General features: G+C 55.0%; 22 protein-coding genes and 1 pseudogene. 8 read left to right on the plus strand and 15 right to left on the minus strand.

Annotated elements, in window-relative coordinates:
• Nucleotides 1–138: 138 nt before the first annotated feature.
• Genes ACFX4O_RS11280 through ACFX4O_RS11295 form a run of 4 tightly spaced genes read left to right on the plus strand, consistent with a single transcriptional unit; the run spans nt 139 to nt 4,597 of the window.
• Nucleotides 139–594, plus strand: a complete 456-nt coding sequence (locus tag ACFX4O_RS11280; protein ID WP_131409107.1) for a MarR family transcriptional regulator — start codon at nt 139–141, stop codon at nt 592–594.
• 22 nt (nt 595–616) lie between these two features.
• A complete protein-coding gene (locus ACFX4O_RS11285; RefSeq protein ID WP_131409109.1) occupies nt 617–1,795 on the plus strand; it encodes an efflux RND transporter periplasmic adaptor subunit in 1,179 nt (392 codons plus the stop codon).
• A gap of 10 nt (nt 1,796–1,805) precedes the next feature.
• Nucleotides 1,806–3,341 carry a DHA2 family efflux MFS transporter permease subunit gene (locus ACFX4O_RS11290; protein WP_131409111.1) on the plus strand — a complete coding sequence of 512 codons (1,536 nt, stop codon included), beginning with the start codon at nt 1,806–1,808 and terminating at the stop codon, nt 3,339–3,341.
• 20 nt (nt 3,342–3,361) lie between these two features.
• Entirely contained in the window at nt 3,362–4,597 is a 1,236-nt protein-coding gene (locus tag ACFX4O_RS11295) for an MFS transporter (protein WP_131409113.1), read from the plus strand.
• Between the two features lie 58 nt (nt 4,598–4,655).
• Here the strand turns inward: ACFX4O_RS11295 and ACFX4O_RS11300 are convergent, their stop codons facing one another.
• From ACFX4O_RS11300 to ACFX4O_RS11310, 3 genes are all read right to left on the minus strand, one after another.
• Nucleotides 4,656–5,465, minus strand: a complete 810-nt coding sequence (locus ACFX4O_RS11300; RefSeq protein ID WP_380208769.1) for a hypothetical protein — start codon at nt 5,463–5,465, stop codon at nt 4,656–4,658.
• A gap of 157 nt (nt 5,466–5,622) precedes the next feature.
• The gene (locus tag ACFX4O_RS11305; RefSeq protein ID WP_380208771.1) at nt 5,623–6,369 is read right to left on the minus strand and encodes a MerR family transcriptional regulator; all 747 of its coding nucleotides are present in this window, start codon (nt 6,367–6,369) and stop codon (nt 5,623–5,625) included.
• Between the two features lie 101 nt (nt 6,370–6,470).
• A complete protein-coding gene (locus tag ACFX4O_RS11310; RefSeq protein WP_380208773.1) occupies nt 6,471–7,694 on the minus strand; it encodes a diguanylate phosphodiesterase in 1,224 nt (407 codons plus the stop codon).
• Between the two features lie 333 nt (nt 7,695–8,027).
• On the opposite strand from ACFX4O_RS11310, the gene ycgZ reads away from it, so the two are divergent.
• The 4 genes from ycgZ to ACFX4O_RS11330 all read left to right on the plus strand — a co-directional run bounded on the left by ycgZ (nt 8,028) and on the right by ACFX4O_RS11330 (nt 10,829).
• Complete coding sequence (gene ycgZ, locus ACFX4O_RS11315; RefSeq protein WP_131409120.1) at nt 8,028–8,267, plus strand: regulatory protein YcgZ; 240 nt, start codon at nt 8,028–8,030, stop codon at nt 8,265–8,267.
• Nucleotides 8,268–8,414: 147 nt separating this feature from the next.
• Nucleotides 8,415–8,723 carry a hypothetical protein gene (locus ACFX4O_RS11320; protein ID WP_380208775.1) on the plus strand — a complete coding sequence of 103 codons (309 nt, stop codon included), beginning with the start codon at nt 8,415–8,417 and terminating at the stop codon, nt 8,721–8,723.
• A 41-nt stretch (nt 8,724–8,764) separates the two neighbouring features.
• The gene (locus ACFX4O_RS11325) at nt 8,765–9,043 is read left to right on the plus strand and encodes a biofilm development regulator YmgB/AriR family protein (RefSeq protein ID WP_170312059.1); all 279 of its coding nucleotides are present in this window, start codon (nt 8,765–8,767) and stop codon (nt 9,041–9,043) included.
• 262 nt (nt 9,044–9,305) lie between these two features.
• Nucleotides 9,306–10,829: an alpha/beta hydrolase gene (locus ACFX4O_RS11330; RefSeq protein WP_380208777.1), complete on the plus strand. Its 1,524-nt coding sequence runs from the start codon at nt 9,306–9,308 to the stop codon at nt 10,827–10,829.
• Here the strand turns inward: ACFX4O_RS11330 and ACFX4O_RS11335 are convergent.
• From ACFX4O_RS11335 to cfa, 12 genes and pseudogenes are all read right to left on the minus strand, one after another.
• Nucleotides 10,813–11,769 (minus strand): zinc-binding alcohol dehydrogenase family protein, encoded by a 957-nt coding sequence (locus ACFX4O_RS11335; protein WP_380208779.1) that lies wholly within the window; start codon nt 11,767–11,769, stop codon nt 10,813–10,815. The genes ACFX4O_RS11330 and ACFX4O_RS11335 overlap by 17 nt on opposite strands.
• Nucleotides 11,770–11,880: 111 nt before the next feature.
• Nucleotides 11,881–13,193, minus strand: a pseudogene (locus tag ACFX4O_RS11340) (cation:proton antiporter).
• Between the two features lie 154 nt (nt 13,194–13,347).
• Entirely contained in the window at nt 13,348–15,741 is a 2,394-nt protein-coding gene (locus ACFX4O_RS11345) for a phosphoketolase (RefSeq protein ID WP_380208781.1), read from the minus strand.
• Between the two features lie 151 nt (nt 15,742–15,892).
• Nucleotides 15,893–16,783, minus strand: a complete 891-nt coding sequence (locus tag ACFX4O_RS11350) for an oxidoreductase (protein ID WP_380208783.1) — start codon at nt 16,781–16,783, stop codon at nt 15,893–15,895.
• Between the two features lie 20 nt (nt 16,784–16,803).
• Entirely contained in the window at nt 16,804–17,631 is an 828-nt protein-coding gene (locus ACFX4O_RS11355; RefSeq protein ID WP_380208785.1) for an EamA family transporter, read from the minus strand.
• A gap of 74 nt (nt 17,632–17,705) precedes the next feature.
• On the minus strand, nt 17,706–18,611 hold the full coding sequence (gene gcvA, locus ACFX4O_RS11360) for a transcriptional regulator GcvA (RefSeq protein WP_131409434.1): 906 nt from the start codon (nt 18,609–18,611) through the stop codon (nt 17,706–17,708).
• Nucleotides 18,612–18,693: 82 nt separating this feature from the next.
• Nucleotides 18,694–19,491: a phosphotransferase gene (locus ACFX4O_RS11365; RefSeq protein WP_380208787.1), complete on the minus strand. Its 798-nt coding sequence runs from the start codon at nt 19,489–19,491 to the stop codon at nt 18,694–18,696.
• Between the two features lie 68 nt (nt 19,492–19,559).
• Nucleotides 19,560–19,898 carry a helix-turn-helix transcriptional regulator gene (locus tag ACFX4O_RS11370; protein WP_380208789.1) on the minus strand — a complete coding sequence of 113 codons (339 nt, stop codon included), beginning with the start codon at nt 19,896–19,898 and terminating at the stop codon, nt 19,560–19,562.
• Nucleotides 19,899–20,052: 154 nt separating this feature from the next.
• On the minus strand, nt 20,053–20,748 hold the full coding sequence (locus ACFX4O_RS11375; RefSeq protein ID WP_380208791.1) for a lactate utilization protein C: 696 nt from the start codon (nt 20,746–20,748) through the stop codon (nt 20,053–20,055).
• Nucleotides 20,748–22,181, minus strand: coding sequence for a LutB/LldF family L-lactate oxidation iron-sulfur protein (locus ACFX4O_RS11380; protein WP_380208793.1), 1,434 nt, complete (start codon nt 22,179–22,181; stop codon nt 20,748–20,750). Before ACFX4O_RS11380 ends, ACFX4O_RS11375 begins: the two co-directional genes overlap by 1 nt.
• Before the next feature lie 9 nt (nt 22,182–22,190).
• Nucleotides 22,191–22,910 (minus strand): (Fe-S)-binding protein, encoded by a 720-nt coding sequence (locus ACFX4O_RS11385; RefSeq protein ID WP_380208795.1) that lies wholly within the window; start codon nt 22,908–22,910, stop codon nt 22,191–22,193.
• Nucleotides 22,911–23,004: 94 nt separating this feature from the next.
• The gene (cfa, locus tag ACFX4O_RS11390) at nt 23,005–24,153 is read right to left on the minus strand and encodes a cyclopropane fatty acyl phospholipid synthase (RefSeq protein ID WP_380208797.1); all 1,149 of its coding nucleotides are present in this window, start codon (nt 24,151–24,153) and stop codon (nt 23,005–23,007) included.
• Nucleotides 24,154–24,228 lie beyond the last annotated feature (75 nt).

The raw sequence follows: 24,228 nt of genomic DNA on the forward strand, positions 1-24,228 counted from the left end.
ATTACAGCAGGTTAGATCATCTTTTTCTTTGTGCGATGTAGCCGCGTACTGACAAAATGTGCGCTTATCTTGACAATTCATTGACAGTTAACTGCCTGGTCAGTAATTTCAATTGTAATTATTGACCAGGCAAATATCATGACGAACGCTGCGGATATTCCCAACCCTAAACTCCATCTCGGTTTGTTGATTCATCTGGCAAACCAGTTTAAAGACCAGCTTATTAGCCAGTACTTTTCCTCTGCGGATATCACTGCCGCACAGTTCAAGGTATTGATAAGTATCTACAAAGGCTTCAATAGCCCGGTTGAAGTGAGCAAAAACCTGCTGATGGACGCCGGCGCGATGAGTCGCATGCTTGAGCGTATGGTCAAGCGCGATCTCATTGTGCGCACCACTAACCCGGAAGATAAACGGCAGGTCATTCTCGAACTGACCGACAAAGGGCGAGTGATTTGCGACCGATTTCAGAATGAGGCGCTGGCCTCGATTCTCAGTACGCTGACTAACCGCCTGACCCCCGATGAGTCGCGGTTGTTGGTTGAACTCCTAATAAAAATGTTGCCGGACGAGGCAACTCGTCCACATCGCTAAGTTGTCCCGAAAAGGTATCAAGATGCAAACTTCATCTGCACAACCCGAACGTGCGCCGAGCAAACGTAATCGCAACTTTGCTATCCTGTTCGTTGCTTTGCTGCTTATCGCCGCAGGCTGTCTGGCCTGGTATCTGTTATATGCCCGTTATTACGAAACCACCGACGATGCGTATGTCAACGCAAACCTGGTGACCTTAACGCCGCAAATCGGCGGGACGGTGACGCAGGTTTCCGTTGATGAAGGCGATTACGTCGAAAAAGGGCAGCCGTTGGTGTTGCTGGATCCGAGTGACACCGAAATCGCCCTGCAGCAGGCAGAAGCGAACCTGGCCAGCACCGTGCGCCAGGTGCGCGGCTTGTACAGCACGGTCGATAATTACCGTGCGCAGGTTGCGGCGAAACAAACCGCGCTGCAAACCGCGCAGAATGACTATGCACGTCGGCAAAAAATCGCCACCAGCGGCGCGATTTCCGTTGAGGATTTAGCGCACTACCGTGACGCGGTTGCCACCGCGAAAAGCGATTTGGCCGCGGCGCAACAAGCGTTAAGCACCAACCTTGCGATGACCGATGACACGGTTATCGACAGCCACCCGGAAATCAAAAGCGCCATTGCCACCTTGCGCCAGCGTTACCTCGACAACGCGCGCAGCACCATTGTTGCGCCGGTAAGCGGGTTTGTCGCGAAACGTGCGGTGCAGTTGGGTATGCGCGTTGATTCTGGCACCACGTTGATGTCAATTGTGCCGCTGGATCAGGTGTGGGTGGATGCCAACTTTAAAGAGAGTCAGATGAACACCATGCGTCTGGGGCAGAAAGTGACGCTGACCGCCGATCTCTACGGTGATGATGTTGAATACCACGGCACCATTGAGAGCCTGGGCATCGGCACCGGCAGTGCGTTTTCGCTGCTGCCGGCGCAAAACGCCAGCGGGAACTGGATCAAGATCATCCAGCGTTTGCCGGTGCGCATCACACTTGACCCGCATGACATGCAAAAGCATCCGTTGCGCGTGGGGCTGTCGATGTTCGCTCGCGTGGATATTCGTAACGTTGATGGCGATCTGCTGCCGCCCAAAACGGTTGCCGCACCGCGCTTCACCACCGACGTTTACCAGAACGCACTGGAAAACGCCGATCAGATGGTGGCGAAAATTCTTCATGACAACAGCCAGGCGGTAGCGTCCAACGCCCGCTAAGAGAGACGTTATGCAAGATAAGTCGGCGTTTACGCCACCCAGCCTGTTGCTGGCGACGATTGCGCTGTCGCTGGCGACGTTTATGCAGGTGCTGGATACCACCATCGCGAACGTTGCGCTGCCGACCATCGCCGGTAACCTTGGCGTTAGTTCAGACCAGGGCACTTGGGTTATTACTTCGTTCGCGGTGTGTAATGCCATCGCGCTGCCGCTGACCGGCTGGTTTACGCGTCGGTTTGGTCAGCTTAAGCTGTTTGTCGGTTCGGTGGCGCTGTTTACCCTGACATCGTTTCTGTGTGGGTTTGCCCACAGCATGACGGAGCTGATTATTTTTCGTGCGTTGCAGGGCTTTTTCGCCGGGCCGATGTTCCCGATGTGTCAGACACTGTTGTTGGTGATTTTCCCGACCAGCAAACGCAGCATGGCGCTGGCATTACTGTCGATGGTGACCGTGGTCGCGCCGATTGTCGGGCCGATTACCGGCGGCTGGATCACCGACAATTACTCGTGGCCGTGGATCTTCTATATCAACGTACCGATCGGGATTTTCGCCGCCATCGTGGTCTGGACGCAGTTGCGCGAGCGCGAAGAAACCACGTCCCACTCGCCGATTGATTACATCGGCATTGCGCTGCTGGTGCTCGGGGTGGGCTTGTTGCAGGTGGTGCTGGATAAAGGCAACGACATGGACTGGTTCAACGCCACAGAAATCATTGTGATGTCGGTGCTTTCCGCCATTGCGCTGGTGTCGTTTGTCATCTGGGAACTGGGGGAGCAACACCCGATTGTCAATTTGCGGCTGTTTAAAGAGCGCAATTTCGCCATCGGCACGGCGGCGCTGACGCTTGGCTATGCGGCCTTTTTCGCCATCAACATTATTCTGCCGCAGTGGTTGCAAACTCAGATGGGGTATACCGCCATCTGGGCCGGGCTTGCCGCCGCGCCGATGGGCTTTTTGCCACTGTTGTTAACGCCGTTTATCGGTCGTTATGCTCATAAAGTGGATCTGCGCTTGCTGGCGTCGTTATCGTTTCTGACGATGGGCGCATCTTGCCTGATTCGCGCGCAGTTTAATACCAGTGTCGATTTCCGCACCGTGGCGGAAGTGCAGATGTTTATGGGGATCGGCGTGGCGTTTTTCTTTATGCCAATAACCACCATTGTGCTGTCGAATCTGCACGGTGCTGAAGTGGCAGAAGGCTCCGGGCTGGCGACCTTTTTCCGTGTATTGGGCGGCTCGTTTGCTTCGTCGCTCACTACCTGGATTTGGTCGCGCCGCGAGGTTTACCACCACGCTAACCTGACGGAAAGCGTCTCGGTTTATAACCCGGCCGCTACCGACTATCTGCATAAAATGGGCGGCGTGACGCAGCAGCATCTGGCGGCGGTGGATAAAACCATTGAACAACAGGCATATATGCTGTCGACCATCGACTATTTCTGGCTGTTGGGCTGGGGTTTTATGGCGCTAATTGTGGTGATTTGGTTTGCCCGCCCGCCGTTTGTGCGTTCCGGTGCGCCGGGCGCGCCATCGGCAGGACACTAATAACAGAGATGGAATAACGTATGGCTCCGGTGTTACCAGGCAGTGATGGTCGTTTATTGCAACATCGTTCGTTTGTCGCCTTCTGGCTGGCGCGAACCAGCTCCAGCTTCGGTTTTCAGATGTTATCCATCATCGTCGGCTGGCAGATTTACTCCCAGACACAGAGCGCGTTCTGGCTGGGGATGATTGGTTTGGTGCAGTTTGTTCCCTCGGTGACGCTGGCGCTGCCTGCCGGGCATATCGCCGACCAGTTTGACCGCCGTCGCGTGGTGCTGCTGGCGCAGGTTTTCGAGTGGCTGGCTATCGCCGCGCTGGCGTGGCTAACGTGGCACGGCGATGCCAGTGTGTGGGTGATTTTGTCGCTTATCTTTGTGATTTCTTGCGCCAAAACCATTGAGTCGCCGTCGATGATTTCGATGTTACCGGCGCTGGTGCCGCTCTCCATTTTACCGCGCGCGACCGCTGCGAATGCGGTTTCCGGCCAGGCCGCGCAGATTGTCGGCCCGGCGCTGGGCGGTTTTCTCTATGCGGCGGGGGCCGATGTGGTGTACAGCGTTACCGCCGGGCTTTATCTGGTATCGCTGCTGCTGGTGATGACGCTGCGTTATGAACAGGCGCAGCCGCCGCGCGCACCGGCGACGTTATCCTCGCTGTTTGCGGGCGTTGGGTTTATCCGCAATCGCCCGGATGTGCTGGGGGTGATTTCGCTCGACCTGTTTGCTGTGCTGCTCGGCGGCGCGACCGCGCTACTGCCCATTTTCGCCCATGATGTGTTGCATACCGGGCCGCTTGGTCTGGGCTTGCTGCGCAGTGCTCCAGCCGTAGGCGCGCTGCTGGTGGGTTTCTGGTTAAGCCACCGCGCGCTGACGCGCAATGTCGGCATGATCATGTTTATGTGTGTGGCGGGTTTTGGCGTGGCGACCCTGGTGTTCGCCTTTTCAAGCTGGATGTGGCTGTCGTTGCTGGCGCTGTTCGCGCTCGGCGGTTTCGACATGGTGAGCATGGTGATTCGCGGTTCACTGGTGCAACTCGATACGCCAGACGAGATGCGCGGGCGTGTGAACGCGGTTAACTCCATTTTTATCAATACCTCTAACCAGCTCGGTGAGTTTGAATCCGGCATGCTGGCGGCGTGGCTCGGCGCGGTGCCTGCGGCGGCGATTGGCGGCGTCGGTACATTGATTGTGGTAGCCCTTTGGATGAAATGGTTCCCCGGCTTACGTCACCGTCAGAGGCTGGAAAGTGATATGGGGTAGCTAATCAGCCCGGTTTACGCCGGGCTCAGTTCAAGGAAAATATTGCCGGGCAAAATTGTTAACCCTGAGCAGCAGCGGGTTCGCTCCCTTCGACAGTGGCGGACGGAAGATTCAGAAACGCCATTATCTTAGCGATTTCATCTTCAGTCAGTGAGTGCGTTGCGCGTGACAACGCCCCTATAAATTCTGCGGAACCATTTGAAATATATATTTTCTCCGCCAGTGCACGCGCTGAATTATATTCCTCAAAATCGAAAAACTTATGAATGGTGTCCAGAACTTTATCAGGGGCATTTAATTCTGCCAGGTTAGTGCTTATATTCCCGGAAATGACAGCCAGCCGTGCGGCAAGCGAAATAATTTCCTGGCGAACAGATGAGGAGAGTTGTCGTGTGTTGCTGAGTGATTTTTGGACGTTATCAAGTTGAAATTGGGCTTTTGCAAGATTAACTTCAAGCGCCTGTGTTTTTCTGAACGTCTTTGCTCTACCTGCGTTGATACGATCCAGAATCCATTGCCATGCGGTATTTGCGATACGATCTGACCAGTTGACACCAATGCGTACAAACGAGGAGAGTAAATTAACAATAAAATCCAGAACCGGCATGGCTATCGACATTCCAAAACCCACCACCAGTGGCCAGTAAAAATAGTTATGTGAAAAATGGTAAGTGCTGGTGATATTTTTAAGCAGGATTTCAATTTTCTCATCCGACATGGCGATGAGTAATATGTGCTTCCAGTTAAACGCGACCAATGAGCACAATAAATAGATATACACTGGCCCTTTTAATCGGCTTGAAATAACGTGACTGGCAAAATCCGTTATCTGTTCTTTCAAACCTGAATCTGATGCTTTATCCGTCACAACGCTTCCCCTCATTAACATTATTTTCCTGCGCTCACTGGCGAGGCGATTATAACCAGTGCTGATGATCCGCGCGATCATCAGGAGTAGTGGGGGGCAAAACGATTTTCAGCAAACTGTCAGCGCCAGAGAAACAGGACTGAATTGAATGCCAGTCTTAGACGCTTTCTGCGTTGCTGCTATGGTGAGCGATAGCAAAACCCTGTTCGCGCCAGTGGGCGAGCTGCTGCGACTGGCTGCGCGTGAGCGGTTTGCCGGTCCAGACAAACAGATGCTGGCCAGGAAAAAATTCCGGGTGAGGGGAGTCGAGCGGTTCGGCGAGGACATCAATGCGCCAGCCCTGCTGTGCAAGGCGCCATGCTTCGAGCCATAAATGGGTGCGGTCGTCATTTTCCCATGCGATCAGCAGCGCCATTTTTGCTGCTTGTTCACGTGCGGCAGCAATACCTGAAGTGGCAAACTCCACTAACACGCCATCCAGCAAGCTTAATACCACGCGCGCGGTGTTTTTATCGCGGCTGAGCCGCTGGCGTACCGGCACCAGAATATCGTCAATTAGTACATCCGCCGCATGTGTTTGACTCAACGCGTGAATGGTTGCGCGAAGCCGGGAGGGATTCACTTGTCGCAGCATGGACATCAACTCTTCCTGGAGTGGTGCCCAGCTTGTTTGGCCGGCGAATTTGTTGTCGTCGAGCAAGGCCTTAACTTTGCTTACGGCAATGCCCTTATCGATCCAGCGCTTTATTTCCACAATGCGCTGAATGTCAGACTCATCGAATTGACGATGGCCGCCTTCACTGCGCTGCGGTTTTAACAGCCCATAGCGACGCTGCCATGCGCGAAGTGTGACCGGATTGATTCCGCAGCGTTCGGCAACCTCGCCGATACTATAAAAAGCCATAGCTCCCTCATACTCTTTAACGCCAGTGTGCTCATTTCATAGACTAAGTTAACTTCGCAAAGTTGTACAAATCCTTTTTTGTACAACTCATGTTGCATAGCTTATACCATCTCATCTCTCTTTTCTGGCCAGGCCACGGCCGGAATGCCGTTTAAATCCGGGCGCGCAAAAAGGTGTCCCTGAAACTGAGATATACCCGCCGATTCAAGCCACATCCACTCTTCCGCTTTCTCGACGCCGACGGCGGAAATGGCAATTTCCAGCGAGGTACAGCATTTGATAATCGCCTGAATAATGGCCTGGCGGGAACCACTTTTATGCACATCCGCAATCAGGGCGCGGTTAATTTTGATTCTGTCCGGCTGGAATTGCGTCAGCAAAACCAGACCACCAAACCCGGCACCGAAGTGATCAATCGCCACGCGAATACCGGCGCCTTTTAGCATTTTCACCGCCTGCGTAAACGCATCAATGCATGAAAACACGGCACTTTCGTTAAATTCAACGATGACCTGTTCAGGAACCAGACCGTTCTCTTTAATCGCCTGCACAATAAATTCAGCAGCATCTGGAACTTTTACCAGCGTCATGGGAAGCAGATTAACGGAGAGGGTTTGCGCGCCCAGCTTTAATGCGGCGGCCATCGCAAAAGCGACGCGCTTGCTCTGTAAATCGGCGGTGTAAATATCATCTCCGGCCATATCGTCGAACCAGTCCTGCGGCGAGCCACCTACGCGGGTGCGCAGCAGGGCTTCGACAGAGACAATCTGGCGGGCAAAGGGGTCGACAATGGGCTGGAAAGCAAAATGGCAGTCGGCACGGCTATCCGGGACGCCTGGCGGCAGGGTTATGGCGTTGCCATCGGCAATAAACTCCCATACATCACCGGGGGGAATTTCGTAGTAAAACTCTTTCTCGCTGTCTTCAACAAAGGTCTGAAAGAACTGCAACGCGCGATCGCCATATGTCAGCTGATATCGCGTTGTGCCTTTATCGAATACCGTCTGCAACACCGCCTCACGGTCATGACCGCGCAAGTCGAACAGCTCCATCCCCGTCTTCCCGAAGCGCCTTGACGGTGCGTAGTCCCTGAGTAATTCAACCAGATTGTAATGCCGGTCATCGGCACAGATGTCCTGATAAATAGCCGTCACACTTTCTTCAGGCCCTTCAAGCAGTTGAAAAAAATGTGTGCCATTGAACAGGAGGATCCCCGTCACGCTGGCCTGACCGTTTTTGATATTGGCGGCTGCAACCATCTCTTCAAGCAGCGTAAACGAGACATGGTCATGCAGATGGCTGCGATAAATGATGGTGGTGAGCATACGCGTTCCGGCGGGAGATTTAGGAATATTTACCTTAGCAGAGGATACCCAAGCCGTCTTGCCGTTATCCCATTTGTTTTCAATTAGTTCGCGCACAGCAGCAGACAATTATGCAGATATGTTAAGGAAAAAACTGGCGTCGATACTGATAATTTGTACAAAATCGGCGCGGTTAAAGGATTCGTTTTTTTATTTAATTTGTTGATTAATAATGATTAATATACTGTTTCTATAGGCGACTAATTATTTTGTACAATTTTTATGTACATATTAGCAATATTTGTATAACTTTAGTTATACTTTACTGACTCATGGACTTTAGAGGAGTGACAGATGCAACAGAACGGTTTCCTTCCGAACACAGCGAACGGCGTTACTCGCTATTTTGAGAAAGCCACGCTGCCGACACAACAAGAAACATTAGGACGCATCGCTGTCGAGATCCTTACCGAAGGCCGAAATCTGAACCGTAAGGCTATTTGTAGCAAGTTATTGTCACGGCTCGAAAAAGCATCTGGCCCGGAAGAGGAGAGCCACTATCACACGCTGATTGGTTTGTTGTTTGATCGTTAAGATGGAAAGACCAATCGCGATAAATCACCTGGTAATTTAAGTCAATTCTCACGGCGCGCCAGGCACTTTGGCAGAACGTTACCACGTGAGAATGGGCTTCATGCCGCAATTGCACTTCGGCAACGGGCGGCAACCCGAGATGCAGTTATGAACAGTAGTGAAATAGAGCAACTGACAGATGAACTTATCGGAGTGGCCGTGTTGTCCCTCCTGAAAGACAACTCTCCTATCAGCACGCCGGCTCTGATAGCACGGCTACGGTCGATGGAGAGCAGTGAGCCAGACAGCCAACGGCGCAAGATGCTGGGGCGCATTATTGTCGAAATTGGCAATAACACGCTGGGCGAAATGCGGCGTGGCGCAGATGCAGTAGGCATGGAATGGAATGAGGATCGCAGGGATAACATTTATCCACTGTTTGGCAACAAGCAGCCGGGCAGTAGTAAAAAACACTGAATTAAGTGCTGATAAGAATGAACTCAACACGGGGTAATGAAATGAGCCAGGCGATGCTTGAAAGTTCTGATGGGTACGACAATCTTTCTGATCTTTCTCTCATGGAATATTTTCGCAGCGGCGGTGAAAAACTTGCAGAGGAATCCGCCATTCTTGGTATCGCCATCAGACGCATAGTCGCAGCCGATGAACGTATAACCCATAAAGCGTTGATTCTTGAGCTAATCCGAATGATCGAAAGCACGGATGATGTGGTACGAAGCGACATTATCCGCAATACGCTGGAAATTGTTGTACACCATACGACGGATGATATCTGACCTCAGGAACGAGGGATTATGGCCACCGTCCGTGAAACCAGACGGTGGCCATAATCTGCCAATATCGGTTTTTTGCCTTCCCTTTATTGGCTTCTACTGGCTCCATTTGTTGTAACCATCTTTTTGCCAACACCTGCCACACCAGGGTTTTTTTATGCTTGCCTGCTGAGGTCGGGATTTGCCGCGACCTGAGAAGTGGCACTATCCTCTGTGCACTGTTTCGTAACGGCATCGCCGCACTTTGTGGCGATAAAGGGCACTAATGTTAGGTTTTAAGCTCATCCCACTTGCCAAAAAGTTTGCCGTTGGGCTGCTTGTCCTCGGCATCGTTTTTTTTATTGGCCGTGTGTATCAGTCGGAAAAAGGCCCTTCTTTGCAGCCATGGCACCGCTGGTCTGCTGATGAAATGCGTGCTGAAGAGATTGACCGCGCCAGTTTCGCCGACTATCTGGCGCGCGAAGACAGCATTTTCCGCGACATGAAAACGCAGCTTACGGATGCGCTCAGCGACGATGAGAAAACGCCGCTCAACCGCTTTTACGCGCAAAGCCGGGTTTACCCCGCACGTTTTCAACCCGACTGGAACCGCTCGCAGGTGTTGATGCCGCAAGGCAACATTCGCGGCGCGGCGGTATTGCTGCATGGGCTGACGGATTCACCCTATAGCATGCGCTATCTGGCGCAGGCCTGGCAGCAGCAGGGGTTTGTGGTGGTGGTACCGCGCTTGCCGGGTCACGGCACGGCACCAGGCGCGCTGGCGAAAGTGAATCGCGAACAATGGCTGGCGACAACGCGCCTGGCTGTGCGGGAAGCCACGAGGATCACGGGATCATCTGTACCTCTCCATCTCGTCGGCTATTCGAACGGTGGCGCGCTGGCCATGCAGTATGCGCTGGAGAGCCTCAGCAACACCGCGCTGCGCCGCCCGCAACAAATCATTCTGTTATCGCCGATGATCGGCGTCCCGTCCTATGCACGTTTTGCCGGGCTCGCTGGTTGGCCGGCGGCGTTTCCGGCGTTTGCTAAAGCGGCGTGGCTTAATGTGGTGCCCGAATTCAACCCGTATAAATATAATTCGTTTCCGGTTAACGCCGCCCGGCAATCATGGTTGTTAACGCAGGCGTTGCAGCTCCAGCTCCAGCAGGCCGCGCGCAGCGGGCTGATAAAGGGTTTGCCGCCGGTGCTGACGTTCCAGTCGGTGATGGATTCCACGGTCGGTGCCCGCGCGGTGGTCGACGCGCTGTACCGTTACTTGCCGCAAAACGGCAGCGAGTTGGTGTTGTTTGATATTAACCAGGCGGCCAATGCCGGTGCGCTGTTTCGTCCCTCATCCTGGCAGGCGGTGAACACACTGCTACCCGCGCCGCCACGTCATTACACGACAACCGTCATTGCCAATGTCGCCGCCGACAGTTTTGACACGGTTGCCCGCACGACGCCCGCGCAATCGGTGCAGGAGAAGCAAGACGCCTTGCACATTGCCTGGCCGCCGGGGATGTTCTCACTGTCACACATTGCGCTGCCGTTTCCACTGAATGACCCCCTATACGGCCTTTATCCGGCGCAGAACAACCAATACGGAATAAGCCTGGGCACCATTTCGCTACGCGGTGAAACCAATACGCTGACGGTGAGTCTTGATACGCTGATGCGCGCCACCGCCAACCCGTTTTTCCCGTGGATGATGGCGCAGATAAATCAGCGCATTGCGTGTAGCGATAAGCGTGATATCGCGGCGTGCATGAATGCTTTTCGTCACCCGCCAACTGTCAGGGGCGCAGAATAATGCGGCCCAATACGCGGTTTTCCTCTGCGTAGCCGTGGGCTTGTACCACCTCTTGCAAGGGAAATTCTCTGTCAATGATCACGCTGAATTTTTTATCTCTTGCATCCACCAACAGCGTGTCGATGGAATCTCTTGCCTGCTGGTGGGCAAGTTCGCGTCCCCAGAAAAGCCCGCTAATCGTTTGATTGGCTTGCTGTAATGCCGCCAGATCGGCGCGGGCATGTCCCCCGGCGTTACCGGCCAGCACCACGGTTCCCCATTCACGCAGACAGGCGATCGATTGCTCCAGTGTCGAACCGACCAGATCAAGTACGCCGTCCACGCCGGCTGCGTTTGTTAGCCGTTTTACCTCAGCGACAATATCCTGCTGGCGATAGTCCAGCGCGACATCAAGCCCGAGTTTTGTCAGTTGGCTCACGCGGGCATCGCCGGAAAGCGTGGCGAGTACGCGCGCGCCCTGCATCTTTGCAAGCTGAATGGCGGCAACCCCAACGCCGCCAGCGCCACCCTGAATAAGCACGCTATCGCCTGCTTTGATCTTTAAGCGTGAAAAGAGCGCCCAGGCAGCCGTGCCAAAACTTACCGGGATAACGGATGCCGAAACAACATCCAGCCCTTCGGGAATGACCCATGACCATTGCGCGGGTGTAACGCGGTACTGCGCATGAGAACCCTCCAGCGCGAGCGTGGCTACGCGTTGCCCAGGGTGGCGATCTTTTACCCGCGCACCGACTTCAATAATCGTGCCCGCTGCGGAATAACCGGGAATGCTACCTTGCGCGCCGGGGAAGGCCGTGGCGCGATTAATCACATCGCCGCCCTCAAGAGCAATGGCTTCTACGCGGATCAGCACATCGTCAGGACCACAGACCGGTAACGGGACATCGGTATAACGTAAAACCTCGGGTTTCCCCGGCTGAAAATAGATTGCGGCTTTCATGGTGGCCTCCTTCTGTTCCAACAAGGCACTCATTACTACACCAGCGAGGTCAACAACGCCATGCGAAATCGGCCTGTTAGGGGGGATGGTTCGCGCGTTTGCAGCGACGTTTCAGCGCTGTTCCTGCTTTCGCCGCAGGGTGAGTAACGGCGTGACCGAAATACCATGTACCAGCACGCTTAGCGTCACGATGGTGATGGCGATGTCGGTTATCGCCCCCGCGTTCTGGAGGCCATGCGTCCAGGCGTAAGCGATATAGTTAAGACTGCCAATCCCGCGAATACCCAACCAGCCAAGACTTAACCGATGCAGCAATGATTCACCCGAACGCATGTCAGTAGCCAAACAGCGAGGGGACGAATAATGACAAACACGGTGAAAGCCAGCAGCAGAGCGTGTACATCCCAGTGTTGTGACAGAGTCACACCAAGTACAATCACCAGCCCGGCGGCCAGCAACCGCTCAACGGTATCGCCAAAGGAGAGCGCATCGCCCACCACCAGACCGACGGATTTGATCGGATTATGCTCTTCGAGCCCGTGCCGGGTATGCGGGTTAACCTGCATCTCGGCTGGCAGATCATGATCTTCCTCGTTGGTATGGCGTTTTTGTACGCTCATCTCCGCGCTGCGCAGGCCGATCCCGGCGGCGAATGCCGCGAGGAAACCGGAAGCACTGAGCATCATTGCCAGCGAAAAGCTCAGGCAAATCAGCGCTAACGCAATAAAATCGCTGGGTGCTACTTCTCCTTGCGCGTGGCGTGAGCGCGTGGCGACCAGACCAATTAGTCGCCCGAGAATAAAACCGATACCCAACCCACCGGCCAGTGCCCAGAGCAGATCGACACTCAGCCAGCGAAACCACTCATCGGCGCTGATTGTGCCTCCGGCCTTTTGCCAGACCAGCGCCAGCATTAAAAAAGGCAGGGCGGTGCCATCATTCATACCGGCTTCGCTGGATAAGGCGATTCTGAGGCGGTCATCATCCTGCGCATCGTTGATAGCCACCAGGCTTGCCAGTACCGGGTCGGTAGGCGCGAGAATGGCCGCCAGCGCCAGCGATAATGGCCACGAAAGATCGGCCATAAAATGGGCGGCGAGCATAATCCCGGCAATGGTCAGCAGCATAGCGGGCAGTGCCAGCATGATGCCCATCCGCCAGTAAGGCGAGGTGAGCGGCAGGCGGATTTTGAGCCCGGTGATAAAAAGCGACGCTGCCATCGCCATTTCGGTTATCCGACTGGTGAGCGGGGCGTGGCGAACAATATCGATGCCAATTAGCCCCAACATCCACGGCCCGCAGGCGATGCCCACCAGCAAATAGAGGCCAAAAATGGGGATCGGGACACGACTTATCCAGCCGTAAGAGAGAGACATAAACAGCAACAAACACCCCGCCGCAGCGGTCCAGGCCAGATATTCCATACACCTCCCGAGCAAAATCATCTTCTTAACAGGTATAGCTGCTACCCAAAGATGTGCCAGCAAAGCGCCTCCCAACGCAAACACGCCGCTCTTGGTGAACGGCGTGTCTACTGGTTAACACATGGGTAATTGCGCGTGCGGGCTGCGCACTGGTTTACTCCGGTACGTTGCCTTCCCCTTGTTGTGACGGCCATTTCCAACTCTGCACTTCAGGCAAATCTTCACCATATTCGCGGACATACTGATGGTGCGCGGCAATTTTTTGCGCCAGATCCTCCAGAATGTCATCCGCTTTACCCTGCAACGACGGCACGCGCAAAATCGCCTCTTGCGCCAGGTGAAAGCGATCCAGCTCGTTGAGCACGGTCATATCAAATGGCGTGGTGGTGGTGCCTTCTTCCATAAAGCCGTGAACGTGAAAATGACGGTGATTGTTACGCTGATAAGTGAGGCGGTGAATCAGACTCGGGTAGCCGTGGAAGGCAAAAATCACCGGCTTATCAGCAGTAAAAATCGCTTCGAAGGCCTCTTCGCTCAGGCCATGTGGATGCTGATCCTGGGTTTGCAGCGCCATTACATCCACGACGTTCACCACCTGAATACGCAACTCAGGCAGGTAATGACGCAGCAGATCGACCGCTGCGAGGGTTTCCATGGTCGGCACATCGCCCGCACACGCCATCACCACATCCGGGGTTTCGTCCTGCTGCACGTTTCCGGCCCAGGACCAGATCCCCATCCCAGTGGCGCAGTGTTTTGCCGCGTCGTCGAGATTGAGCCACTGAGGCGCAGGCTGTTTCCCCGCCACAATGACATTAATGCGATCCCAGGTTTTCAGGCAGTGGTCGGCAACACATAACAGCGTGTTGGCGTCGGGCGGCAGGTAAATGCGCACAATATCCGCTTTTTTATTAGCGACATGATCGATAAAACCGGGGTCCTGATGGCTGTAACCATTGTGATCCTGGCGCCAGACATGCGAAGAGAGCAGGTAATTGAGCGACGATATCGGCGCGCGCCAGGGCAGGCTGCGCGACACTTTTAGCCATTTTGCGTGCTGGTTAAACATCGAGTCGACAATATGAATAAACGCCTCATAACAGTTGAACAGGCCATGCCGTCCGGTCAGTAAATAGCCCTCAAGCCAGCCCTGGCATTGATGTTCGCTCAGGATCTCCATCACCCGGCCATCGCGTGCCAGTTGCTCATCATAGGGTTTAAGCGGCTCCTGCCAGGTGCGATTCGTTACGTCGAACACTTTGCTCAACCGGTTTGAAGCCGTTTCGTCGGGGCCAAACAGCCGGAAATTGTCGCGGTTGTGCTCAAAAATATCGGCCAGATACGCGCCCAGCGCGGCGGTGGATTCGGCCTGCGTCTCGCCCGCTGACGCCACGTCGACGGCGTAATGGTACAATTCTGGCGTCACCAGTTCCCGGCGTAAGCGACCACCGTTGGCCCACGGCGACGCGCCCATGCGTTTGTCGCCTACCGGTGCCAGTGCTTGTAGTTCTGTTTTGAGTTGCCCCGATGCATCGAAAAGATCGTCTGGCTGGTAGCTGCGCATCCAGTCTTCCAGCAGTTGCCGGTGTTCATCGTTTTCACGGCATGACGAGACCGGAACCTGGTGCGCGCGCCAGAAATCCTCCACTTTTTTACCGTCGACAGTTTGTGGGCCGGTCCAGCCTTTGGGACTGCGCAAAATGATCATCGGCCAGCGCGGCACGGTGGTCTGCGCGTTGCCGCTTCGCGCCTGTTGCTGATAGTCACGGATGCTGTTCAGCGCCCGTTCCAGCGTTTCCGCCATCTGGCGGTGCATTCTGGCCGGTTCATGGCCGCTGACAAACAGCGGTTCGTAGCCGTAGCCGCGAAAGAGCTGTTGTAAATCATCATCGCTGGTGCGCCCGAGGAGCGTGGGGTTGGCAATTTTGTACCCGTTCAGGTGCAGGATCGGCAGCACCGCGCCGTCGCGGGCGGCATTGAGAAATTTTATGCCGTGCCAGCTGGAGGCCAGCGGGCCGGTTTCCGCCTCGCCATCACCAATCACACAGGTGGCAATAAGTGACGGGTTATCGAACACCGCGCCAAACGCATGTGAGAGTGAGTAACCCAGCTCGCCGCCTTCATTAATCGAGCCCGGCGTTTCGGGCGCGGCATGGCTGGGGATACCGCCGGGGAAGGAAAATTGCCGGAACAGCTTTTTCATGCCCTCAGCGTTCTGGCTTATCTGCGGGTAGATTTCGCTGTAGCTCCCCTCAAGCCAGGTGTTTGCCACCATACCGGGCCCGCCATGACCGGGGCCGCAGATATAAATCATATCGAGATCGCGCTGGCGAATGGCGCGGTTGAGATGAACATAGATAAAATTCAACCCCGGCGTGGTTCCCCAGTGGCCCAGCAGGCGCGGTTTGATGTGTTCCGGCCTGAGCGGCTCGCGCAGTAGCGGGTTATCCATCAAGTAGATTTGCCCGACAGAGAGGTAATTGGCCGCGTGCCAGTAGCGATCAAGCAGGTGAACTTCGTGGTCAGAGAGAGACGATATCTGTGTCATGCTTTCCTCGCGTCATCAGAAGGTAAACCAGGCGTTGCCTTTGCAGGCACACGAATTTCCCTTTAAGCCTGGCACACCGCGTTTTCTGATGACGAAACGAACAGTATCAAGGTGCTTCGTGCCACGGAGGTGATGGCGCAAAACAGGGCAATCAACCGGGGCCTTCACTGCCTGCGGCCAACAGCGGAACCACCACATCGCTGATGGGCGTGGGAATGCCATGCGTGCGCCCATAGCGCTGCACCACGCCGTTGCGGATATCCCACTCCAGCGGGCGGTTCGCCTGGCGGTCGGCAAGAATTGACGTCCCTAAATCCGCAGGCGCACGATGAAAACCGTCGACAATTTCCTGGGCAACATTATCACTGAGCACCGCACCTTCCGCGCGCGCCACGGCTAGGCATTCGCCTAGGTACGCCAGCGCCAGCGCAGTGATATCCCCGCGCGAGAACATGCCGGCGCGGCGATTGGCGAGCACCATCAGACCGGCGACCGCATTCTGCAACAGCTTACGCCAGGCGATCGACGTAAAATCGGCTGACAATTCCACCGCGCAGCGCGTATTGCTGAGCGCTTCCACCACCCGTTTTGCCTGCGGTACATCCGGTAGCGTCAGGCGCGGTTTGGCGCGCAACCAGACAGAGGCATCCGGCTCTCGCTGCGCCGGAAACCACACGACGGATGGCAGCACGCTTGCGCCGTTGACCTGCGGTTCTAGCTGGCTTTTTTGCTCGACGCCGTTTTGCAGCGCGCACACCACTGTGTTTTCATCGCATAACGCAGCCAGCCAACTGGCGCTGTCCGCGACCTGGGTGGTTTTCACCGCCACAAAGACCAAATCGAACCTCTGGCTGAGCGCTGCCGGATCGCTCAATACCGGGCCGGGCACCACTATTTCCCCCTCATCGTGACGCAGAATTAATTGCGGGTGGGCGGTACGCCCGCACAAAACGGGCGCGCGGCCCACTTCATGCAGCGCCGCAGCAATCGTCGTGCCGATAGCGCCCGGGCCAAGCAGCGCAATTGTCGGAAAATCAGACATGGTGAGTTCTCCTGATGTGGTTAACCAATCATTACCGTGCCGGTCGCAATCACCGTACACGCCAGCATTTTTTTTAGCGTTAAGGTTTCGCCGAGAAACAGATAACCCAGTAGCGCGGCAAACAGTACGCTGGTTTCGCGCAGCGCGGAGACAGCCCCCATTGGCGCGGTCGCCATCGCATAAATAATGATGCCGTAAGCCAGCAGAGAAACCAGCCCGCCTGCGGCAGCACTGAGTACATCGGGCCGCCAGCGCAGTAAACTTTTTGCGCCGCGAAGCCCGATATAGAGCGCTGGCATCAGCACGCCCCATAACGCACTCATCCACACGGTATAGGCGATGGCATCACCGGCGATGCGTACACCGATACCATCCACCACGCTGTACGCGGCGATAAACGCGCCAGTGGCCAGTGAATATTTCAGATCCGGCAGCGCCAGACGGCGGCGTTGCAGGGCAAGCAGCAGAATACCGCCGGAAATCAACCCAATGCCAGCCAGTGCGTTAATGGCCACCTTTTCCCCGGCAAACAGCGCCGCCCCCGACGTCACCATCAGCGGTGAAGAACCCCGCGCAATCGGGTAGGTTTGCCCGAGATCCCCGCTCTGATAACTCCGTACCAGACACAGGTTATAGCCGACATGCAGCAGCGCTGACAGCAGCGCATATTTCCAGCTGGCATAAGCTGGCAATGGTAAAAACGGTGCAGCGACAACGCAGGTGAAGGCTATCGCCATGCACATGATGGTCATCGTCCACAACCGATCCGTGCCGCCGCGTAAGAGCGTATTCCAGCTGGCATGCAGCAGCGCGGCGAATAACGTCAGCAAAACAAGGTAAGTGGGCATGTATCGATGCTAATCAGCACATGCCCGGATGAAAAGTGAAGTGTCGTCATTCAACCATGAGTAAATACTCATGCTTAGCGATAGTTAAGCTGTGCCTGTTGTGATTCTGCCAATAGCCAGCTGCGGAAAGTCACAATGTGCGGCTGCGTTTCGATCCCCTGTGGGCAGACAAAGTAATAGGCGGCCGGTGAAGGAAAGGGCACGTCAAAAAGCCGTACCAGCGTGCCGTCGCCGATCTCTTTCTCAACGTGACCACTGCGCGCCAGCGCAATTCCCTGGCCCAGTAACGCCGCTTCAATGGTCATATTGGTGTCGGCAAAACGCACGTTCTCGTGCAGCACGTCGGTATTGACGCCAACCTGCTTAAACCAGGCGTCCCATTTGGGAACCAGATCGGCTCCGTCGCGCGTCAGCAGCGGATAGCGCAGTAATTCGGCAGGCTCATCCGGCGTGCCAAAACGCTGCAAAAGCGCCGGGCTGGCGACCGGGAAAAGCTGCTCGCGGAACATAAATTCCGTGTGCAGCGCCGGATAATTCCCGTGACCGAAACGGATCGCCACATCGGCGTCTGTGCTGGCGAAGTTAATGGCTTGATCGGTGCTTTCCAGCGTCACCAGAATTTCCGGATGCAGCCGTGCCAGACCCGGCAAGCGCGGGAGCAACCATTTCAGGGCGAAAGAGTAGGTCGTGTTGACACGCAGTCGCACCCGGCCTTTTTGCTCACGCAAATCGGCAAGAGTGGTTTCCAGTTTGCTAAAAAATTCACGCACCAGCGGCGCGAGCGCAGCACCGGCTGGCGTCAGGCTGAGGGTCTTTCCGCGCTGAAAAAGCGGTAATCCCCAGATTTCCTCAAGGTTTTTTAGCTGATGGCTGACGGCACTTTGCGTAATACACAGCTCTTCTGCCGCTGCGGTAAAGGTGGTGTGGCGGGTCGCAACTTCGAATGCGCGCAGCGTCGCAGTGGGGGGAAGATCACGCATCATACGGTTCCTGTTAATGAGCTAATGCTCATAACACCCTATGCTGAAACCGTGGTGAAAGCTACGCGAACCGAACAATAAACTACCGCGATCGGAGCAGGGTAACGGTGCTGTCTAACCAGCCAGGCAGATTTTCCCGATACCAGTCGAGATAGCGTGGCAGATCGGTTTTCTGCCGTTCAGCAAGCAGGATAACCACTTCGGTAACAATCCATGCTTTGGCAATGGCAATCTCCCGGCCGAGATCGTGCGGTGTTGCATGACCCGAAATACGACAATAGCGCTCGGCAAGCGCGTAAAAAGCGTGTGTTGTGCCCATCCCTTTTATCAGGGGCGCAAGGTCAATCGCCGGGCTGCCCACGGAAAATCGTTCCCAGTCGAAAAGCACCAGCTCGCCGTTCTCCCTTCGTCCCCAGTTGCCCGCATTGCTGTCGCCGGAAATTAACCCCGGATGGCGAAATAGCACCGCGCTACATTGCTGAAAACAGCGCAGTTGTTGCGAGGCCTGTTCCGGCAATGCCAGCAGCGCCAGCGATTTTTCCAGCGCGGAAACAGACCATGTGTGAGTGTGATAGTACCATGCCGCGTCTGGCGCAAAGCGATGCAAGCGAGCCAGCATCGCTAACGCTTCATCGCTTGCCACGGCATCCTGAGAAACCGGGTGGGGAATATATTCCAGTCGTAACAAGTGTTGTGCAGGATCGGCGAATAACAGCGTTGGCGAGGCAATTTTTGCCGCGTTGAGCCGATAAGCCGCATGTTGATAGAAAGCATACTCGACGTCACTGACGGGATATTTCTCAATAAAGCGTTGGCCTTGTTCATCTACAACAAGCGCCACCTTTGCGGCGCCCATTTTTGATAAATCCTGAGCTGACATTCCATATCCCTTGCGTGCCGGTCGAGCGTTTCAGTGTAGCCTGGATGGATGGCAACGCGGAGACCGGTTTACTCCTGCGCCGCCTGCTCCTGAGCATAAAGGCGATATTGCCTTGGCGTTAATTGATACTGTTCGCGAAACGCGCGGCAGAATGTTGACTGCTGCTGATAACCCAGGTGCAGGGCAATGTCGGTAATAGAACGATGGGTTTCGCTCAGTAACGCTTTTGCGATCACCATGCGGCGATATCGAATGTACACCCCAGGCGACATGCCGGCGATTTGTTTAAAACCGCGCTGGAAATGCCACGCAGAATAACCGGATTTTTTAGCTAATACGCCCAGCGGCAAAGGTTCGGCAATATTGCTCTCTATCCACTGGAGAATATCCTGGATGGTTAAGCTCATCAGATATAACGAGGACTTTTTCTCATATCAATACCTGCTGTTAATGCGCAGCGTTTGGGGAAGCCATCAATACTTCCTCCCCAAACGCAAAAGAGTAATCACGGCACTGTATTAGCGGGCGGATGATATATTTCTGCCCGTCAGATTATCCGCATCAGCAATCTTCAATCATTAAGTAGACGGCATTCAGTGGTCCATGGACGCCCACGACTTTAATCAGTTCAATATCGGCCGTCGAACTTGGCCCGGCGATAAGATTGATACACGAAGGAAGAGATTCGCCTTCCTGCACCCGCTGGCGCAAAACGTGCGCCAGTTGCGTGACGCCGTACAGCAATCTGCTCTTATAGATAACGAATACCGTAGTGGTGGGCAGCAGACTGATAGCCCGCCCCTGTAACTCAGAGGAAAAGAGCACCACACCGCCGGTTTCACACAAACCATATTCGGCGTAGACCACGCCAATATTGGCTTCTGCGGCGCGGCGAAGATTCTCTTCCCCGCCCGATGAGTCCCAGCAATGTGTTGGAAACGTGTGCTGCAAATGCGCGGTAATCCCTACGTTTGCCAGCCGGGCGTCGCCGCTAATCAGCACCGGGCCGCCGCCGTACTGGTTACAGATTCGTTCGGCAAGCTGGGGGATTTTCGCCAGCGGGGCCACTTCGCAGTGTGCCTGCATAACCGTTGTCGCGTATTCAATAAAACTGTCGCACGGATGCTGCTGGATCTGACCGGCATAGCGGCTTGTCAGCGGAGCATGTCCGGAAAATGCTAGCGGCTGCAGTATCTGACGCGGTTCGCGACCAAGCCGTCCGGCAATTTTTTGCATAAATGCATCGCGGTTTTCCATTATGCTTGCTCCCCGTTTTTACGCTGCTTTTGGTGTTTTTTAAACCAGCTACGGAAACTCTCGCCATCGGCATCGGGCAGATCGCGGGCCTCCGTCCACTTGCTGATTGCCGCAATAGTAAACGGCATCTTGCCGTTGTGGATCATCAGTTGGGCGGCGCGTGCGCCAGCCACCATGCCGACTTTCCACAGCCGGGGGTGACGGTTGGCGTAATTGAACAGATGAACGGTATGCCTTTCCATCGCCGGCGTTTTTCCGCTTTCTGCCAGCGTGCGCCGGTGCTGAAGGATCAGTGACGACAACGGAATACGTACCGGGCAGACATCATCGCAGGCAGTGCATAATGAGCAGGCATAGGGCAGGTTTTTGAAATCGTCATAGCCGCCGAGCAACGGCGTGAGCACCGCACCAACCGGGCCGGGATAGATCGAGCCGTAACCGTGCCCGCCGATGTGGCGGTAGGCCGGGCAGGTATTCATGCAGGCCCCGCAGCGGATGCAGCGCAGGATGTCCTGGAAAGGCGAGCCCAGCACCTGCGAGCGGCCATTGTCGACGATAACCAAATGGAACTCTTCCGGCCCGTCGCTTTCCATGCTCCCTTTCGCACCGGTAAGCCAGGTGTTGTATCCCGTGAGACGGGCACCAACCGCGTTGCGTGCCAGCATTGTCAGGATGATATCCAGTTCAGCGAATGTTGGCACCACGCGCTCCATGCCCATAACGGCAATATGCGTTTTCGGCACGGTGGTGCAGAGTCGGGCATTGCCTTCATTGCTCACCAGGCTGAGTGTGCCGGTTTCTGCGACCGCAAAATTGCACCCGGTGATGCCGATATCGGCGCTAAGGAAATCCTCGCGGATCTTCTGGCGAATAAAGCGCGTCATGGCTTCCGGGGTTTCGGGGCCGTTATAACCCAGCTTTTCGCGCAAAACCTGCTGAATTTGATGGCGATCTTTATGAATGGCAGGGACTACCACGTGCGAAGGGGCGTCTTTGGCGAGTTGCAGAATATACTCGCCCAGATCCGTTTCCACGATCTCAATGCCTGCCGCTTCAAGCGCGGCGTTCATGCCGATCTCTTCGGTCACCATCGACTTCGATTTAACGATTTTGCGCGCCTGTTTCTGCCCGGCAATCTGCAAAATATAGCGGGTGGCATCTTCACGCGTGTCGGCAAAAAAGACGTGACCGCCGGTAGCGCTGACCTTTTCGCTTAACTGGTAAAGATAGGCATCCAGATTGTCGAGAACATGGGCGCGGATTTCAGCGGCGCGTGAGCGCCAGTCCGGCCAGTTTTCCAGTTCATCAACCATTTTCTGCCGATTGATACCAATCCGATCCTGCGCGTTGGCAACGGCGTGGCGCATCACCGGATCGTCGATTTGCTGCTGAACCCGTTCATAAAAGGGGACATTGCTGGTTTTTAAAGACATGGTGTTTCCTTAGCGGCTCATCAGCACATCAGCGATATGCAACACACGCACGTTCTGGCCTTCACGTTGTAAACGCCCGCCAATATTCAAAAGGCAACTGGCATCCGCGCCGATCAGATAATCCGGTTTGGCTTGCATGATATGCGCGACCTTTTCCTTCACCATCTCGCCGGAAATTTCAGCCATTTTGACCGAAAAAGTGCCGCCAAAACCGCAGCAGGTTTCCTGCGCGCCAAACGGCACAATTTCCAGCTCACGCACCTCGCGCAGCAGCGCCAGTGGCTCATCGCGAACGCCGAGCTTACGAAACAGACTGCACGAGGGATGATAGACCGCCCGCCCTGGCAGTCGCGCGCCGACATCGGTTACGCCAAGCTGGTTAACAATAAAGGAGGTCAGATCGACCATTCGGCTGGCAATCTTCGCCGCGCGCGTCGCCCACTCCGGCTCATCGACTAGCCAGTCCGGATAGTGACGAATCGCGTTCATGCAGGAACCGGCAGGCGAGATAATCGGGTAGTCGTTGATTTCCAGCGCCGCAATCTGCGCTTTCATGCCCGGCAGCGCATCACGGATGTAGCCGCTATTAATTGCCGGTTGACCGCAGCAGCCCTGTTTTTCAGGAAACTGAACATGGCAGCCTAACTGCTCAAGTAGCAGGACACTGTTTCGCGACATGCGTGATTTCAGCGCGTCCCCAATGCAGGTAACAAAGAAATTTACGTTCATATTATTTAGCTTCCAGCGCAGATAACGGCATCGCGTCATTTTTAATTTCGGGCAGGCGGTGAGGGCGTTTGTGCTTGCCGGTTTAATCGTCTCTTTAGCGCGCCACGCGCAGCCCGCCGGCGACGCCACGGCTTAATACGATTTGCCAAAGCTGGATATTTCTGGCGCGAAATGCACCCGCGCAGGCGGTGAGGTAATAATTAAACATACGGTGAAATTCCGTCGAATAATTGCCTGCTATTTGTGGCCAGGCCTGATTAAAGCGGCGATACCATGCCATTAAGGTCTTGTCGTAATCTGCGCCGAAATTATGCACATCTTCGATAACAAAATAGGGTTCGCTGGCATCAGCAATCTGTTTTATGGAGGGCAGGCAGCCATTAGGAAATATATATTTATTGATCCAGGCATCAACATTATGCAGGGTTTTATTCGAACCAATCGAGTGCAGCAAAAATAAGCCATCGGGCTTCAGGCAGCGATCCACAGCGTTAAAATAGGTCGCATAGTTTTTCGGGCCAACATGTTCGAACATGCCGACAGAGACGATGCGGTCATAGCGTTTATCCAGATCGCGGTAATCCTGCAGCAGGATTCGAATATCCAGCCCCTCGCTGTGGCTTTCGGCGTAGGCTTTTTGCTCTGCCGAAATGGTAATCCCTTCGACGCTCACACCATAATGGCGCGCCGCATATTCCGCTAAACCGCCCCAGCCGCAGCCAATATCCAGCAGCGTCATGCCGGGTTTAAGTTGCAGTTTTTCGCAGATCAGCGCGAGTTTATTTTCCTGCGCCGCACACAGTTCATCGGCGTTTTTCCAGTAACCGCAGGAGTACTGCATATGGGGATCCAGCATGCGGCTAAACAGATCGTTGCCAAGATCGTAATGCACTTCGCCCACTTGCCAGGCGCGTCGACGGGACTGAGGGTTGACGATGCGCGCAGCGGCGATGCGCATCAGGTCGGCGAAACGGGCCGGGCGCTGCTCATCGAGCCTGGCGCGCAGCAGCTTGTCAAAAAACACATCAAGCTGTTTGCAATCCCACCAGCCCGCCATATAACTTTCACCGAGCCCGAGTGAACCCTGCTGTAACACGCGTTTGAAAAAACGCGTGTCATGCACGCGGATATCCCAGGGTTCGGGGCCATTAATCATAATGCCTGCCTGTGACAGCAGTTCCTGGACGATCCGCAGCCAATGGCCGGGTTTACTGATCACATCGACGGTACATTCGTTAGCCATCATCTTTCCTTCAACGTAGCGTGCGCTCAGCCGGTAATTTCCCCGTCATTCACTGCCCGTCAGCGCGAAAAAGGC

The organism is Kosakonia sp. YIM B13571, assembly GCF_042788095.1.
GTDB classification, from domain to species: domain Bacteria; phylum Pseudomonadota; class Gammaproteobacteria; order Enterobacterales; family Enterobacteriaceae; genus Kosakonia; species Kosakonia quasisacchari.

Bases quoted from the DNA above. Each gene is read 5' to 3' on its own strand.
- ACFX4O_RS11280 (WP_131409107.1), top strand. From the start codon at position 139: ATGACGAACGCTGCGGATATTCCCAACCCTAAACTCCATCTCGGTTTG.
- ACFX4O_RS11285 (WP_131409109.1), top strand. From the start codon at position 617: ATGCAAACTTCATCTGCACAACCCGAACGTGCGCCGAGCAAACGTAAT.
- ACFX4O_RS11290 (WP_131409111.1), top strand. From the start codon at position 1,806: ATGCAAGATAAGTCGGCGTTTACGCCACCCAGCCTGTTGCTGGCGACG.
- ACFX4O_RS11295 (WP_131409113.1), top strand. From the start codon at position 3,362: ATGGCTCCGGTGTTACCAGGCAGTGATGGTCGTTTATTGCAACATCGT.
- ACFX4O_RS11305 (WP_380208771.1), bottom strand. From the start codon at position 6,369: ATGGCTTTTTATAGTATCGGCGAGGTTGCCGAACGCTGCGGAATCAAT.
- ACFX4O_RS11310 (WP_380208773.1), bottom strand. From the start codon at position 7,694: ATGCTCACCACCATCATTTATCGCAGCCATCTGCATGACCATGTCTCG.
- ycgZ (WP_131409120.1), top strand. From the start codon at position 8,028: ATGCAACAGAACGGTTTCCTTCCGAACACAGCGAACGGCGTTACTCGC.
- ACFX4O_RS11320 (WP_380208775.1), top strand. From the start codon at position 8,415: ATGAACAGTAGTGAAATAGAGCAACTGACAGATGAACTTATCGGAGTG.
- ACFX4O_RS11325 (WP_170312059.1), top strand. From the start codon at position 8,765: ATGAGCCAGGCGATGCTTGAAAGTTCTGATGGGTACGACAATCTTTCT.
- ACFX4O_RS11330 (WP_380208777.1), top strand. From the start codon at position 9,306: ATGTTAGGTTTTAAGCTCATCCCACTTGCCAAAAAGTTTGCCGTTGGG.
- ACFX4O_RS11335 (WP_380208779.1), bottom strand. From the start codon at position 11,769: ATGAAAGCCGCAATCTATTTTCAGCCGGGGAAACCCGAGGTTTTACGT.
- ACFX4O_RS11345 (WP_380208781.1), bottom strand. From the start codon at position 15,741: ATGACACAGATATCGTCTCTCTCTGACCACGAAGTTCACCTGCTTGAT.
- ACFX4O_RS11350 (WP_380208783.1), bottom strand. From the start codon at position 16,783: ATGTCTGATTTTCCGACAATTGCGCTGCTTGGCCCGGGCGCTATCGGC.
- ACFX4O_RS11355 (WP_380208785.1), bottom strand. From the start codon at position 17,631: ATGCCCACTTACCTTGTTTTGCTGACGTTATTCGCCGCGCTGCTGCAT.
- gcvA (WP_131409434.1), bottom strand. From the start codon at position 18,611: ATGCGTGATCTTCCCCCCACTGCGACGCTGCGCGCATTCGAAGTTGCG.
- ACFX4O_RS11365 (WP_380208787.1), bottom strand. From the start codon at position 19,491: ATGTCAGCTCAGGATTTATCAAAAATGGGCGCCGCAAAGGTGGCGCTT.
- ACFX4O_RS11370 (WP_380208789.1), bottom strand. From the start codon at position 19,898: ATGAGCTTAACCATCCAGGATATTCTCCAGTGGATAGAGAGCAATATT.
- ACFX4O_RS11375 (WP_380208791.1), bottom strand. From the start codon at position 20,748: ATGGAAAACCGCGATGCATTTATGCAAAAAATTGCCGGACGGCTTGGT.
- ACFX4O_RS11380 (WP_380208793.1), bottom strand. From the start codon at position 22,181: ATGTCTTTAAAAACCAGCAATGTCCCCTTTTATGAACGGGTTCAGCAG.
- ACFX4O_RS11385 (WP_380208795.1), bottom strand. From the start codon at position 22,910: ATGAACGTAAATTTCTTTGTTACCTGCATTGGGGACGCGCTGAAATCA.
- cfa (WP_380208797.1), bottom strand. From the start codon at position 24,153: ATGGCTAACGAATGTACCGTCGATGTGATCAGTAAACCCGGCCATTGG.